The organism is Jatrophihabitans fulvus, from assembly GCF_054781375.1.
Map to the genome: position 1 here is coordinate 797,464 of NZ_BAAGUN010000001.1, position 14,541 is coordinate 812,004.

Below are 14,541 nucleotides of genomic sequence, written 5' to 3' on the forward strand. Positions count from 1 at the left end.
GTCGGGGACCGTCGCGACACGGACCGCTTTGACCGCTACGCCGAAGGAACCCGCATGAAGGCACTGACCTGGCAAGGCAACCAGAACGTCGACGTGACGGACGTGGCCGATCCGCGTATCGAACAGCCGACGGACGCGATCATCCGCGTCACCTCCACCGCGATCTGCGGCTCGGACCTGCATCTGTACGGGGTGCTGGGGCCGTTCCTGAAGCCCGGTGACGTGCTCGGGCACGAGGCGATGGGTGTCGTCGAGGAGGTCGGGCCCGAGGCGTCGCCGCACCTCTCGGTCGGCGACCGCGTCGTCGTACCGTTCAACATCTCCTGCGGTCACTGCTGGATGTGCTCGCGCGGCCTGTTCGCGCAGTGCGAGACCACACAGGTGAAGAGCCAGGGCAAGGGCGCGACGCTGTTCGGCTACACGTCGCTCTACGGCTCCGTGCCCGGCGGGCAGGCCGAGTACCTGCGCGTCCCGCAGGCGCAGTTCGGGCCGATCAAGATCCCCGAGGGCACGCCGGACGAGCAGTTCCTGTTCCTCTCGGACGTGCTGCCCACCGCGTGGCAGGCGGTCGCCTACGCGGACGTCCCCGAGGGCGGCAGCGTCGCGGTGTTCGGCCTCGGGCCGATCGGCCAGATGTGCGTCCGCATCGCTCGTCATCTCGGCGCGGGACGGGTGATCGGCATCGACTCCGTGCACGAGCGCCTCGCGCTGGCCGAGAAGTACGGCGCCGAGCCGCTGGACCTGTCGACCGTCGACGACGTGTCGGCCACGCTGCTCGACCTCGTCGACGGACGGGGTCCCGACAGCACCATCGACGCGGTCGGCATGGAGAGCCACGGCGGAGTTCCGGGCGGCAAACTGGCGTCCATCGCGCAGAAGGCCACCGGGCTGCTGCCCGACCCCATCGCGCAGAAGCTGACGGACAAGATCGCGGTCGACCGGCTCGACGCGCTCGTCGCCGCCATCAAGGGCGTGCGGCGCGGCGGCACCGTGTCGATCAGCGGCGTCTACGGCGGCGAGGTCGACCCGCTGCCCATGATGGAGATGTTCGACCGCGGCGTGCAGTTGCGCATGGGCCAGGCGCACGTGCGCCGGTGGACGGACGACATCGTGCCGCTGTGCCAGGACCCGTCCGACCCGCTGGGCACCCTCGACCTGACCACGCACCAGTTGCCGCTCGCCGATGCGCCCGGTGCTTATGAGATGTTCCGCGCAAAGGACGACGGCTGCATCAAGGTGGTGCTGAAGCCGTGAGCCGGGTGACCGTCGTGATCGGCGGTACGAGTGGCATCGGCCTCGCGGCCGCCGAACACCTCGCCCCCAAGGGCGACCGCATCGTGCTCGTCGCGCGCGAGGGCGGTTCGTTCGACGACGCCGTGCGGGCGGTGAAGGCCGCGGGCGCGGGTGACGTGCGCACGATTGCGGCCGACGTCAACTCGCTCGAGGACATGCAGCGCGTCGTCGAGCAGGTGCGCGCCGACCACGGGCGCATCGATGCCGTGATCCACACCGCCACCGTGATGGGCTACGGCACCGTCGAGCAGATGCCGCCGGAGGTGTTCGAGACGGTGGTAAACACCGCCGTCCACGGCACCGCCAACATCGCCCGCGCCGTGCTGCCCGTCCTGCGCGAGCAGGGCCGCGGAGTCGTCGTCTTCGTCAACTCGCTGCTCGGATCGATCACGGTGCCCAACATGGGCGCGTACGCGACGTCGAAGTGGGCGCAGCGCGCGGTCGTCCGCACCCTGCAGCAGGAGACGCGTGACGCCAAGGGCGTCAAGATCTGCATGGTCAGCCCCGGCAGCATCAACACGCCGATCTACTACCAGGGCGCGAACTACACCGGGCGCAACGCCCGTCCGCCGGTGCCGGTGCTGCAGCCCGACCAGGCCGGACGGGTCATCGCCCGCCTGCTCGACCACCCGCGGCACCACGTGTCGGTGCCGGTGGGGCCGGTGAACCCGCTCGCGATCTTCGGCTACCGCTTCCTGCCGGCCGTGTACGACGCACTGGTGAACCCGCTGTTCCGGCTGGCGGCGCTCACCTCGCCGGCGGAGCCGGAGGACGGCAACGTCCGCGGGCCGCGTCCGTCGTTCGAGGAGAAGACCGGCCGCTGGCCGGGGGTGCTGCGCTGACACACCGACCCTGAAAACAATTGAACCCGCTTCACGAGAGCCTCTCGTGAAGCGGGTTCAATTGTTTCGACCAGGGGCCCTGCCGGTCTCAGCTGCGGAAGAACGCGAGCAGGTCCGCGTTGATCACCTCGTGGTGCGTGGTCGGCATGCCGTGCGGGAAGTCGGGGTAGAGCTTCAGCTCCCCGTTCTGCACGAGATCGGCCGACCTCACGCCGGTGATCTCGTAGGGCACGACCTGGTCGTCCTGCCCGTGCATGACGAGCACGGGGACGGAGATGCTGCGCAGGTCGTCGGTGAAGTCGGTCTGCGAGAACGCGGGCACGCCCTCGTAGTGCGCCTGCGCGCTGCCGGTCATGCCCTGCCGCCACCAGTTCTGGATGATCGCCTCGACCGGCTCCACGCCGGGCCGGTTGAAGTTGTAGAACGCGGTGGCCGCGAAGTCGCGGAAGAACGCCGACCGGTTGGTCGCCACCTGCGTCTGGATGTCGTCGAACACGCTCTTCGGGACGCCGTCGGGGTTGCTGTCGGTCTGCACCATCAGCGGCGGGACGGCGCTGATCAGCACCGCCTTGGCGACCCGCTCCTCACCGTGACGTGCGATGTAGTGCGCGACCTCGCCGCCGCCGGTGGAGTGGCCGACGTGGATCGCGTCGTGCAGGTCGAGGTGCTGCACGACCGCGGCCAGGTCGTCCGCGTAGTGGTCCATGTCGTGCCCGGTACCCACCTGCTCGGAACGGCCGTGCCCGCGCCGGTCGGCGGCGACGACGCGATAGCCCTGCGCCAGGAAGAACATCAACTGTGCGTCCCAGTCGTCGGACGACAGCGGCCAGCCGTGGCTGAACACGATCGGCTGCCCGGACCCCCAGTCCTTGTAGAAGATCTCGACGCCGTCGTTGGTCGTGACCGTGCCCATCCGTCCGCCTCTCGTGAAGGGTCCGGACGGCTCCGGACCCGATGATCCGAGTGTCACGGCGCGCGGCGTGCGCCGCCCCACGGCAGCGGTCACCGACACCAGACTTTCGGCCAGGTTCCGGCGTCAGTGACGAGCGGGTGACGACCCGGTGGACGTGAACCGCTGCTGATAGGCGCGGGGCGGGATGCCGAGCCGGGCGACGAACGCGCGGCGCATCGACTCGCTGCTGCCGTAGCCCGCCGCGACCGCGGCGTCGGTCACGGACATGCCGGCGTCCAGCTTGTCGCGCGCGTGGTCGAACCGGATCGTCGCGAGGTACTCGGTCGGCGACACCGCGAGCTCGGCGCGGAACATGCGGGTCAGGCTGCGGGTGCTCACCCGGGCGTGGGCGGCCAGGTCCGCCACGGTGCGGTCGTCCGTGGGGTCGGCGTGGATGAGTTCGACCACCGAGCGCACGGCGTCGCTCTTCGGTGACGGCCCGCGCAACGGTGCGGAGAACTGCGACTGCCCGCCGGCGCGCTGCATGTGGACCAGCAGGGTGCGGGCGACGCGGCGGGCGGTGTCGGCGCCGAAGTCCTCCTCGACCAGGGCGAGGGCCAGATCCACCCCGGCCGCGACCCCGGCGGAGGAGTAGACGTCACCGTCCTTGACCCAGATCGAGTCCGGCTCGACGGCGATCGACGGGTACCGGCGGGCGAGTTCGGCCGTGTGTTTCCAGTGCGTCGTCGCGCGGCGGCCGTCCAACAGGCCGAGGCCAGCAAGCACGAACGCGCCGCTGCAGATCGACACCTGCCGGCGGCTCTCGTGCGTCATGGCCTTGGCCGCGTCGAGCACGTCGGGCGTGACGAAGCGGACGGGCACGGCGTCGCTGCCGGGGATGACGACGGTGTCGCACGGCCCGACGTCCGCGGCGGCGGCCTGCACCCCGATCCGCGCGCCGACCGACGACACGACGTCCCGCCCGTCGGGAGAGGCGAACACGACCTCGTACCCACCGGCGTCGGTCGTCGCCTCGGTGAACACCTCGGCAGGCCCGGCGAGGTCGAGCAACTTCACGCCGTCGAAGGCGAGCACGCCGACACGGCGGCGCTCTCCGGGGCGGGCGGGCACGACCATCGCCGCATCATGGTCCAGGGCGGGGTCGTGATCAATGTCCGGGGGGCTGTGAATCGCCCCGGTGCGGGTGCGCCGGCCGGGGGAGCCGGCGCACCCGCGGGCGTCCGCGTCAGTGGCGGACGGTGTGCCGCTTGCCCATCCGGGTGTAGATGAGCAGCACGATGACGGCGCCGATGATCGAGCCGATGATGCCGGCGGGCTGCAGGAACCCGCCCTTCGAGTCCTTGTGGAAGATCAGGTAGCCGAGGAAGCCGCCGACGAACGAGCCGACGATGCCGAGCACGATCGTCATGAGGATGCCGATGTCCTGCTTGCCGGGCACGAGCAGCCGTGCGACCGCGCCGGCGATCAGGCCGATCACGACGATGCCGATGATGAGTCCGAGCATGGGTACGCACCTTTCGCTGGTCGCCCGTCGCGAGGACGGGCGTCCCGGTTTGGTCCGAACCGGGGCGGTTGTGCCGTAGGTCCAACGGTCACACCCCTAGGGCTGGTGCGTTACACCCCTGGGGGTGGTTTGGTGGAGGCATGCCGCCGATCCTCATCGCGCTCATCGACGACTACGACGTCGTGCTCACCGGCGTCGCGACGATGCTCGACGACTACCGCGACCGCGTGCTCGTCGCCGAGATCGACACCAACAAGGGCCTGCACGACACCGTCGACATCGCGCTCTACGACTCGTTCGCGCAGCCCGAGAGCGACCACGAGGAGATAGACGTGCTCGTGGCGAGCCCGCGGGCCCGCAAGGTCGTCGTCTACACCTGGAACTTCCACCAGCAACTGCTCGACCGCGCCGAACGCGCCGGCGTCGACGGCTACCTGTCCAAGACGCTCACCGCCCGCGAGCTCGTCGAGGCCCTCGAGGCCGTGCACGCGGGCGAGAACGTCGTCAGCCCCGCGCCCGCCCGCACGCGCAGCGCGCCGTTCCTCGACTGGCCCGGCCGCCGCCACGGCCTCACCGACCGCGAGGCCGAGATCCTCGCGTTCATCACGCAGGGCAAGAGCAACGCCGAGATCGCGAAACTGACGTACCTGAGCCCGAACACGATCAAGAGCTACATCCGCTCGGTCTACCGCAAGATCGAGGTCGACAGCCGCACCCAGGCCGTCCTCTGGGGCGTCGAGCACGGGTTCTCGCCCGACCACCACCGCATCGACCACTGGAAGGGCGGGCCCTGACACCAGCTGTCAGTGCCTGTCACTGCCTGTCAGCGCCCGTCACCCCGTGCCAGTGGCGTGAACGCCTGCTGACAGCGGGTCGGACGAATCTCTGGGTCGAGCAACCGCTCCTGCCCGGAGGTAACCATGACCGAAACCCTCGCCCCGTCCCTGGTGAAGGCCGTCGCCCGCAACCCGCTGCGCTGGCTGGTGTTCACCGTCGTCGTCATCGCCAACGTGATGGACCTGATGGACGCCACCATCGTCAACATCGCCGGACCGTCGATCCGCTCCGAACTCGGGGGCAGCGACTCGACGCTGCAGTGGCTCAGCGCCGGCTACACACTCGCCTTCGCCGTCTTCCTCGTCACCGGCGCCCGCCTCGGCGACATGTTCGGCCGGCGACGGCTGTTCCTGATCGGCTCGGCCGGGTTCACGTTGATGTCCGCGGCGTGCGCCGCCGCGCCGACCACCGGCTCCCTGATCGCGTTCCGGGTGCTGCAGGGCGCGTTCGGCGCGCTGCTCATCCCGCAGGGGGTCGGCATGCTCAAGGAGAGCTTCGAGGACGACGAGATGGGCAAGGTGTTCGGCGTCTTCGGACCCATGCTCGGCCTCACTGCCCTCGTCGCCCCGATCCTCGCCGGCGTGCTCATCGAGGCCGACCTGTTCTCGACCGGCTGGCGGCTCGTGTTCCTGATCAACGTCCCGGTCGGGCTCGTCTGCTTCGCGCTGGCCGTGAAGGTCCTGCCCCGCACGGTGTCGCACCCCGGCATGCGGCTCGACGTCCCCGGCATGCTGCTGGTCGGCGGCGCCCTGACCGCGATCATCTACCCGCTCATCCAGGGTCAGACCGAGGGCTGGCCCGCGTGGACGTTCGTGCTGCTCGGCCTCGGCGCCGTGCTGCTCGTCGCCTTCGCGCTCTACGAGCGGCGCCGCCGCAGCGACGCCCTGATCGAGCGGACGCTGCTCGCCAACCGCCAGTACGTCAGTGGCGTCCTCGTCCTGCTCGCCTTCTTCGGCGCGTTCGGCGGCCTCATCCTCTGCGTCGGGCTCTTCGCCCAGCTCGGCATGGGCTTCGGCCCGATCCACGCGGGGCTCACGCTGATGGCCATGGTCGTCGGCATGATCGCCGGAATGGGCGCCTCGATGGCGCTCGTCGCCCGGCTCGGACGCCACCTGCTGCACATCGGCATGGTGCTCGTCGCGATCGGCATCGTGGTGCTCGCGACCACCGTCACCGGGGCGGTCACCGTCTCGACGATGGGCCTCGCACCGGGCCTGTTCCTCATCGGGCTCGGCGCCGGCACCAGCATGGGCCAGCTGTTCGACTTCATCATCTCGTCGGTGGGCGAGAAGGAGGTCGGCTCGGCGTCGGGCGTGCTCGAGGCCGTGCAGCAGCTGGCCACCGCGATCGGCGTCGCCGCGCTCGGCACGGTCTTCTTCGCCGCCTTCGACGACCACACCGTCACTCACTCGACCCACGCCCTGGCCGTCACCGCCTGGGCCTGCCTGATCCCGGTCGCGCTCGGCTTCGCGCTGATCTTCCGGCTGCCGATGCGGGCCCGCGCCACGGCCGAGTAGGACGGGCGGACGGCAGAACGCCGAGGACGCATCTGCGTCCTCGGCGTTCTGGTGTTCCGGGGGGTTGGTGACGAGGTCAGCCGCCGATGGGGGTCGGGTCGAGCGGCGGCGGCGGGACGGGCAGCGAGCCGCGCACCTGGTTCTGCGCCTGGCAGTTGCTGGTGCAGTTGGTGGCGCCGGCCGACAGTTCGATCGCGTCCTCGCCGAGCACGCCACCCATCCGTCCGCCCGACTGGACCGTCCAGCGGGTGGTCGTGCCGTCCTGGTAGGTCTTGGTCGCGACCTGCGGGCTGTCCTTGCCCAGCAGCATCTGGTGCGCACCCGGTCCGGACGTCACCGGGTCCTTCCCGTCCCCGAAGTTGATCTTGTTGGTGTACGGGTTGACGAAGTAGAACAGTCCGGCGCCGAGCACGTGCGTGATCGAGACCGGCGTCGCGAACTCCGGCTCCATCTGGAAGATGCCGCCGGCGGGCGCGTCCTTGGCCTGCACCTTGAACTTGCCCGCGGACGTCGTGAGGATCGCGACGAGCGAGTCGTCCTTGATCTCGAGCTGCGACAGCTTCGGGTTGGCGAGCTGTGTGGCGGAGAGCGAAGGGACCTTGGACGCGAAGATCACCGTCGGCGAGGTGACCATCCGGTCGGCGGACGGCGCGCCGGTCAGCGTGTAGTCGTAGACGCCGAGGGTGGCCGGGTCGATGTCGAAGCCGACGTTCACGCCGCGCACGGCGATACGGCTCTTGGGCGTGAGGTTCTGCAGCTTCACGTCCTTGCCGGACGCGGGGTTGTAGGTGGTGCCGTTGACGGTGACGGCGAAGTCACCGGTCGGGGCGGCCTTGGCCTGTGCGACGGACGGCGTGAGCAGGGCGGTGGCGGCGAGCGCGGCGCCGAGGGTGACGGCGGACGCGGTGCGGATGCTGGGCATGCGATTGACCTTCGGGACGGGGGGATCGGTGGTGATCACCGGCGAAGATCAATCTGCAGGCTGCGCGGTACTGCCCGCCATTGCCCATCAGTACTAGTACCGGCGGACGCCCGCGCGCGGCTAGGGTCCGGACATGGCGCAACGACAGCTCCGGACGGTGTTCGAGGGTGGCGGGTTCTTCGAGGGCCCGCGCTGGCACGACGGCAGCTGGTGGGTGTCGGACTTCTACCGCCACACCGTCAGCCGGCTCGACGGGTCGGGTGGCGAGCAGGTGATCACCGAGGTCGAGCAGCAACCGTCCGGGCTCGGATGGCTGCCGGACGGGTCGATGCTGATCGTGTCCATGAAGGACCACCGCCTGCTGCGCTTCGCCGACGGGTCGCTGACCACCCACGCCGACCTCGACGCGCACTGCGGCGGGCACCTCAACGACGTCGTCGTCGACGCTTCGGGACGGGCCTACGTCGGCGATTTCGGTTTCGACCTCATGGGCGGTGGCGACGCGGCCACGGCCACGCTCAAGCGGGTCGACCCCGACGGCACGGTCTCGATCGCCGCCGAGGGGCTGCAGTTCCCGAACGGCTCGGTGATCACCCCGGACGGCTCGACCCTGATCGTCGGCGAGACGCTCGGCAACCGTTACAGCGCATTCGACGTCGCCGCGGACGGGTCGCTGTCGAACCGGCGGACGTGGGCACAGCTGGGCCCCGAGGTCACCGGCACGACGGTCGACGAGGTGCTCGGTCAGGTCACCGTCGCCCCCGACGGCTGCGCCCTCGACGCCGAGGGACGCATCTGGGCCGCCGACGCCGTGGGCGGACGGGTCGTGCGCGTCGCCGAGGGCGGCGAGATCGTCGACGAGATCGCGGCTCCCCAGGGCCTCGGCGTGTTCGCCTGCATGCTCGGCGGTGACGACGGCAAGGCCCTGCTCATGTGCGCCGCCCCGGACTTCTACGAGCACAACCGCGCGCCCGTCCGCGAGGCCGTGCTGCTCGAGACGACGGTCGACGTCCCGCACGCGGGGCGTCCGTAGTCCGCCCCACCGCGGGGTTCAGCCGGTTGCCATCGTCACCAGGTCGGCGAGCGTGAAGTGTCCTGCGGCCGCGGACGGCAGGTTCGGGCGCCACAACGGATCCACCTGCAGGTAGCCCATCGGGTCGGCGGCGAGCAGCCCGATGAGGGTCTCGGCGACGATCCGTCCGCCGACGGGGCCGAGGTGCGCCCCGCCGGTCAGCACCTCGGCCTCGCGCAGCACGTAGTACCAGAGCGGGGCCCGTCCCTCGAGGTCCGCCCGCGCGGACGCCGACAGGTCCTTGCCCTCGATCTCGCGGGCCGGGTCCGCGCCGTACAGCTCGTCCTCCGTCAGCGGCGTGATGCCCATGGCGCGCGCGACGTCCTGCCCGCCGGGCAGGCCGAGCCGCTTGCCGCGCAGCAGGTTGCGAGCGGCGAGGATCTGCGCGACCGACGGCGCGCGGCCGGGGGAGACCAGCTCCGGTTCGGCGACCGAGCGCGGCAGCGCGCCGAGCGGGTGCGCGAGCGTCGAATCGATCTTGTAGCTGGGTTGCGGCAGCCCGCCGGACGCGCCGTCGACGGGCAGGAAGAACTTCCACTGCACGCCCCAGAAGGGCGGCAGCGGACGGAACCCGTTCAGGTTCTGCAGCTCGCCCGTCTGCTGCGTGAAGACGGGGATGCGGTGAACGCCGCTCACCGGTGGGTTCGTCTTCGCGACGTCGTTGATGTCGTAGCTCGGCCGCACCATCGAGTGCCCGAACCGGTACGCCGCGACCGAGAACTCGACGGGCATGAAGGGTTGGTTTCTCCAACGGTAGAAGCGCAGGTCCGGACGGACGGTCGTCCCGGTGCCCCCCGGCGCCGCGTACGACGACGTGCCGAGGATGGACTCGACGACGCCCTCGCCGACGAGCCGCGCGAGATAGTCGTGGACCACAACCCACTGGTAGTGCCAGCGCACCTGCTGTTGCGCGAACTTGAACAGATCGGACGGTGACAGCGTCGGGTGCTGCACCTTCGTGGCGGCGACGACCGCGTTGTGAAAGCGCAGCACGGTCGACTGCAACTGCGACACGATGAGGTTCTCGTCGTTGCGCGGGTCGCCGATGATCGCGCGACCGCTCGCCGCGCGGGGCAGGTCCGGTCCCGCGAACTTCGGGTCGGGCGCCACGGTGTTCCCGAGCGCCAGGCGGACGCCGTCCGTCTCGTACAGGTACGGCTGGTCGGACGGTCCGCGCCCGTACACCGAGTCGAGGTCGAAGCGCGGGGTGCGGAAGTCGACGAGCGCGTCGACGTCGTCCTGCCGGGCCAGGCTCGACACCGGGTCGAACGTGATGTCGTGATCGACGAACTGGCCGAAGTACGTGTAGCCGGCCGGCAGGCGCAGCTCGCCGCTCGGCAGCGTGCTGGTGTTCTCGTCCTCGTCCGGGGTGCCGATGGGCTTGTCGGGTTCGGCGTCCTGGATCATCGCGCGCGCCAGGGCGATGAGGCTGCCATCGGCCACGTCGTAGACCGGTAGATGACGGAACATGCGGCCGAAGCGTCCGGTGGTCGTCGGGGACGCCGGTGTGGTGCCGAGTCCGCGGGGCATGGTCCCGTGGCCGGCGGCGGCGGTCGGCGTGGTCATCGGCAGGCCGGCCGGTGCGAGCGGGACGCTCTCCATCGACACGATGTGCGTCGCGGTGGTGGCGTTCTCGGTGGTGGTCAACGGGGGTCACCTCGGGCAGGTCGTGGCCCGGCCGGGGCGCGGGCGCTCGGACCGCGTCACCCCGGCAACGCCGTGTGCTGCCCTTACGGTGCCGTCGAAGCTAGCCCTGGTTCGCCTACGGCGCGATGGGTCGAAAGCCCTATTGCTCGTGCAGTCCGGGCGCACCGTACGGACACGAAATGCGCACGCCGTGTCACGGGAACCCGGTGCCACGATGGCGGCATGAATGGATTCGAGGCCGTCGTGGGTGCGGGATCGCTGTCGTTGTCCGGTGACGGCGTGGTGCGGTTCCCGCACCCGTGGACGGACGCCGGCGTCACCGTCGCGACCACGTTCACCGGGGCGCACCTGCTGCACCTCTCGGTCGCCGGGTGCGTGCTGAACGACGTCCACCGCGAGGCCGCGCGCCTCGGCGTCGTCGTCGACGGCGTCCGAGTCAGCGCCTCGGGCGGCTTCGACACCGACACGTGGACGTCGACGGGCATCACCTACACGGTCGAGATCGACAGCCCGGACGACACCACGTCGGTGCTTGCCGCGGTGGACGCGGTCGCGGAGATCCCGAAGGCCGTGCGTGCGGGCGCGCCGGTGAGCCGTTTCCTCGATGGGTGACGTGCTGCGGGCGTCCCGGTGTCACTCAGCGAGGAAACGCAGCGGCCTTTCTTCGTTGGGTGACGCCGGCGGGCGCATCCAGCGTCGCTGAGCGAGGAACGCTCACCGCCCGGCTGGCTCAGGTTTGCACCCCAGGTTGCCGGTTCGGTCACCTCGAAGCGGTCACCCGGCGCGCAGACCCGATCACAGCGCCTGTCGTGACGGCGTCCGAACCGATGGGGAAGGCTCACGGCATGGAATACCGACTTCTGGGCAACAGCGGCTGCGCCGTGTCGAACCTCGCGCTGGGGACGATGACGTTCGGCGCCGAATCGGACGAGCAGGTGTCGCACGCGCAGCTCGACCGCTTCGTCGAGGCGGGCGGCAACCTCGTCGACACCGCGGACGTGTACTCGTCCGGCACGTCCGAGGAGATCATCGGACGCTGGTTCAAGGACCGTCCGGCGGACGTGACCGAGGGGGTCGTGCTCGCGACCAAGGGCCGGTTCCCGATGGACAGGACCGCCAACGGCCTCGGGCTGTCGTCGCGCCACCTCACCCGCGCGCTCGACGCGTCGCTGCGGCGGCTGCAGCTCGACAGCGTCGACCTCTACCAGTGCCACGCGTGGGATCCGCTGACCCCGATCGAGGAGACGCTGCGGACGCTGGACGGTTTCGTCCGCGCCGGCAAGATCCGCTACTACGGCTTCTCGAACTTCACCGGCTGGCAGCTGACCAAGGCGGTGCACCTGGCCAAGGCGATGAACCTGGCCGCGCCGGTCACGCTGCAGCCGCAGTACAACCTGCTCGTCCGCGAGATCGAGTGGGAGGTCGTGCCGGCCTCGCTCGACGCGAACATCGGGCTGCTGCCGTGGTCGCCGCTCGGCGGCGGCTGGCTGTCGGGCAAGTACAAGCGCGACCAGCGGCCGTCCGGCGCGACGCGGCTGGGGGAGGACCCGAACCGCGGCATGGAGGCGTTCGACAAGCGCAACGACGAGGCGTTCACCTGGGACGTCATCGAGGCAGTGCAGCAGATCGCCGAGCAGCGCGGAGTGTCGATGGCGCAGCTGGCGCTGGCGTGGGTGACCGACCGTCCGGCCGTCACCTCGACCATCCTCGGCGCGCGGACGATGGAGCAGCTCGAGGACAACCTCGCCGCCGGCGACCTGCACCTGACGGACGAGGAGACCGCCACGCTTACCGAGGTCAGCGAGCCGGTCGTCCACGACTACCCGTACGGCGTCATGGGCCGCGAGCAGCGGGACCGCAAGATCACCGGCGGACGGGGTTGACAGAAGTTGTGAGTGCTCACTAACTTAGCGGACATGTCGCCACGAGGGGTCCGCGGAAGCGCCGACGAGCGTCGAGAGGACGTGCTGGTGGCCGCCATGATCGAGTTCTCGCAGGGCGGCCTGGCCGGCACGTCGACCGAGGCGATCGCGAAGCGGGCCGGCATCAGCCAGCCGTACCTGTTCCGCCTGTACCCGACCAAGAAGGCGTTGTTCGTCGCCGCGATCGAGCGGACGTTCGCGGAGGTCATCGAGTCGTTCAAGAAGGCGTCGGACGGCCTGACCGGTGTCGAGGCCAAGCACGCGATGGGCGCGGCGTACAACACCCTCCTCGCCGAGAACCGCACCGTGCTCGGCATGCAGATGCAGGCTTACGCGGCGTGCGGGGGAGACGACGAGGTCCGCGCCGTCACCCGCCGGCAGTTCGCCCGGCTATGGGAGGGCGTGATCACCTGGGGCGGCATGTCCGAGGAGCTCGCGCAGGCGTTCGTCGCCCACGGCATGCTCTGCAACCTGACTGCCGTCTTCGGCATCGACGAGTCGGACGACGACACCCTGTCCCGCCGCATGACGGCCACGCCGGCGATGATCGACCACCTCATCGCCGACGCCCAACCAGCCTGACCGAAGCGCCCGTCCGCGGGCGTTTCTTTTTGCCCGTAGTTGCTAGTGACCGATCACAACTAACAAGGAGTCCTGATGTCCCGATCCGTGGTGTGGACCTTCGTCGTGACTGCGGTCGCGGCGTTCATGGTCGCCCTCGACAACCTCGTGGTGACGATGGCGCTGCCGTCGATCCGCGCCGACCTGAACGCCTCGATCGACCAGCTCGAGTGGACGGTCAATGCGTACACGCTCACGTTCGCCGTCCTGCTGCTGCCGGCCGCGGTGGTCGGCGACCGGCTCGGACGCCGGCAGGTGTTCGTCGCCGGGCTCGCGCTGTTCACGGTGGCCAGCGCAGGGGCGGCGCTCGCGCCGAACATCGAGCTGCTCGTCGCCGCCCGAGCACTGCAGGGCGTCGGCGGGGCAGCGGTGCTGCCGCTGTCGCTCACGCTGCTGACGGCAGCCGTGCCCGCGGAACGTCGCGGTGCCGCGCTCGGCATCTGGGGTGCGAGCAGCGGACTCGCCGTCGCGCTCGGTCCGCTGCTCGGCGGCGCCATCACGCAGGGCGGGTCGTGGCAGTGGATCTTCTGGCTCAACGTGCCGATCGGCATCGCCCTCGCGCCGCTGGCCCTGCGCCGTCTGGGTGAGTCGCACGGTCCGGCCAAGCGGCTCGACCCCGTGGGCCTCGCGCTCGTCAGTGGTGGACTGTTCGCGCTGGTGCTCGGACTTGTGCGCAGCAACGCCCACGGCTGGACGAGCCCCACGCAGCTGCTCGCGCTGATTGGCGGCGGTGTGCTGCTGGTCGGGTTCGTGGTGTGGGAGAGCCGGACGGCCGCGCCGATGCTGCCGCTGCGCCTCTTCCGGTCACGCGGGTTCAGCGCGGTCAACGCCGCGTCGCTCGTCATGAGCCTCGGCATGTTCGGTTCGATTTTCCTCCTCGCTCAGTTCCTGCAGAACGTCCAGGGTTACGACCCGCTCGCGGCCGGTCTGCGGACGCTGCCGTGGACGGCGATGCCGGTGCTCGTCGCGCCGCTGGCCGGCCCGCTCTCGGACCGCATCGGCGGACGTCCGCTGCTCGTCGTCGGACTGATCCTGCAGGGCGTCGGCCTCGGCTGGCTCGGACTCGAGATCGCCGTCGACACGAGCTACACCTCGATGCTGCTGCCGTTCATCCTGTCCGGCATCGGCATGGGACTGTTCTTCGTCCCCGTCGCCTCGATCGTCATGGGCAGCGTTCCGGCGGAGATGCAGGGTGTCGCGAGCGGTGCGAACAACGGCATCCGCGAGGTCGGGGGAGTGCTCGGCATCGCCGTGCTCGGCGCGATCTTCACCGCCCGCGGCGGGTTCACGAGCGGACAAGCCTTCGTGGACGGATTGCAGCCCGCGATGATCGTCGGCGGACTCGCGGTGATCGGCGGCGCCGTCGCCGCCGCGCTCATCCCGCGGGCCCGCCGGGCGAAGCCGGTCGTTGAGGGTCCCACTCCCACGCCGGAGTTGGTCGCGGCCTGATC

General features: G+C 70.3%; 14 protein-coding genes. 9 read left to right on the top strand and 5 right to left on the bottom strand.

Annotated elements, in window-relative coordinates:
* Positions 1–54 precede the first annotated feature (54 nt).
* Together ACYVP9_RS03890 and ACYVP9_RS03895 are read left to right on the top strand one after the other, a co-directional pair.
* Positions 55–1,254, top strand: coding sequence for a zinc-dependent alcohol dehydrogenase (locus tag ACYVP9_RS03890; protein WP_460603379.1), 1,200 nt, complete (start codon positions 55–57; stop codon positions 1,252–1,254).
* Entirely contained in the window at positions 1,251–2,135 is an 885-nt protein-coding gene (locus ACYVP9_RS03895; protein WP_460603380.1) for an SDR family NAD(P)-dependent oxidoreductase, read from the top strand. Before ACYVP9_RS03890 ends, ACYVP9_RS03895 begins: the two co-directional genes overlap by 4 nt.
* An 88-nt stretch (positions 2,136–2,223) precedes the next feature.
* Here ACYVP9_RS03895 and ACYVP9_RS03900 read toward each other — a convergent pair whose 3' ends face one another.
* From ACYVP9_RS03900 to ACYVP9_RS03910, 3 genes are all read right to left on the bottom strand, one after another.
* A complete protein-coding gene (locus tag ACYVP9_RS03900; protein WP_460603381.1) occupies positions 2,224–3,048 on the bottom strand; it encodes an alpha/beta fold hydrolase in 825 nt (274 codons plus the stop codon).
* Between the two features lie 123 nt (positions 3,049–3,171).
* Entirely contained in the window at positions 3,172–4,164 is a 993-nt protein-coding gene (locus ACYVP9_RS03905) for a GlxA family transcriptional regulator (RefSeq protein WP_460603382.1), read from the bottom strand.
* A gap of 109 nt (positions 4,165–4,273) precedes the next feature.
* The gene (locus ACYVP9_RS03910; protein ID WP_460603383.1) at positions 4,274–4,552 is read right to left on the bottom strand and encodes a GlsB/YeaQ/YmgE family stress response membrane protein; all 279 of its coding nucleotides are present in this window, start codon (positions 4,550–4,552) and stop codon (positions 4,274–4,276) included.
* A 140-nt stretch (positions 4,553–4,692) separates the two neighbouring features.
* Here ACYVP9_RS03910 and ACYVP9_RS03915 point away from each other — a divergent pair, with 140 nt between their 5' ends.
* The gene (locus ACYVP9_RS03915) at positions 4,693–5,346 is read left to right on the top strand and encodes a response regulator transcription factor (protein ID WP_460603384.1); all 654 of its coding nucleotides are present in this window, start codon (positions 4,693–4,695) and stop codon (positions 5,344–5,346) included.
* Between the two features lie 126 nt (positions 5,347–5,472).
* Positions 5,473–6,906 carry an MFS transporter gene (locus ACYVP9_RS03920; protein WP_460603385.1) on the top strand — a complete coding sequence of 478 codons (1,434 nt, stop codon included), beginning with the start codon at positions 5,473–5,475 and terminating at the stop codon, positions 6,904–6,906.
* A 76-nt stretch (positions 6,907–6,982) separates the two neighbouring features.
* On the opposite strand, the gene ACYVP9_RS03925 is transcribed toward ACYVP9_RS03920, so the two are convergent.
* Positions 6,983–7,828: a hypothetical protein gene (locus ACYVP9_RS03925; RefSeq protein ID WP_460603386.1), complete on the bottom strand. Its 846-nt coding sequence runs from the start codon at positions 7,826–7,828 to the stop codon at positions 6,983–6,985.
* A 133-nt stretch (positions 7,829–7,961) separates the two neighbouring features.
* Here ACYVP9_RS03925 and ACYVP9_RS03930 point away from each other — a divergent pair, with 133 nt between their 5' ends.
* On the top strand, positions 7,962–8,861 hold the full coding sequence (locus tag ACYVP9_RS03930) for an SMP-30/gluconolactonase/LRE family protein (protein WP_460603387.1): 900 nt from the start codon (positions 7,962–7,964) through the stop codon (positions 8,859–8,861).
* Between the two features lie 18 nt (positions 8,862–8,879).
* On the opposite strand, the gene ACYVP9_RS03935 is transcribed toward ACYVP9_RS03930, so the two are convergent.
* Positions 8,880–10,547 carry a peroxidase family protein gene (locus tag ACYVP9_RS03935; RefSeq protein ID WP_460603388.1) on the bottom strand — a complete coding sequence of 556 codons (1,668 nt, stop codon included), beginning with the start codon at positions 10,545–10,547 and terminating at the stop codon, positions 8,880–8,882.
* 222 nt (positions 10,548–10,769) lie between these two features.
* Here ACYVP9_RS03935 and ACYVP9_RS03940 point away from each other — a divergent pair, with 222 nt between their 5' ends.
* The 4 genes from ACYVP9_RS03940 (at position 10,770) to ACYVP9_RS03955 (ending at position 14,539) form a co-directional block, all read left to right on the top strand.
* On the top strand, positions 10,770–11,159 hold the full coding sequence (locus tag ACYVP9_RS03940; protein ID WP_460603389.1) for an OsmC family protein: 390 nt from the start codon (positions 10,770–10,772) through the stop codon (positions 11,157–11,159).
* A 233-nt stretch (positions 11,160–11,392) separates the two neighbouring features.
* The gene (locus ACYVP9_RS03945; RefSeq protein ID WP_460603390.1) at positions 11,393–12,430 is read left to right on the top strand and encodes an aldo/keto reductase; all 1,038 of its coding nucleotides are present in this window, start codon (positions 11,393–11,395) and stop codon (positions 12,428–12,430) included.
* Positions 12,431–12,526: 96 nt separating this feature from the next.
* On the top strand, positions 12,527–13,051 hold the full coding sequence (locus ACYVP9_RS03950; protein WP_460604282.1) for a TetR/AcrR family transcriptional regulator: 525 nt from the start codon (positions 12,527–12,529) through the stop codon (positions 13,049–13,051).
* A gap of 75 nt (positions 13,052–13,126) precedes the next feature.
* Positions 13,127–14,539, top strand: a complete 1,413-nt coding sequence (locus ACYVP9_RS03955; RefSeq protein ID WP_460603391.1) for an efflux MFS transporter permease — start codon at positions 13,127–13,129, stop codon at positions 14,537–14,539.
* Positions 14,540–14,541 lie beyond the last annotated feature (2 nt).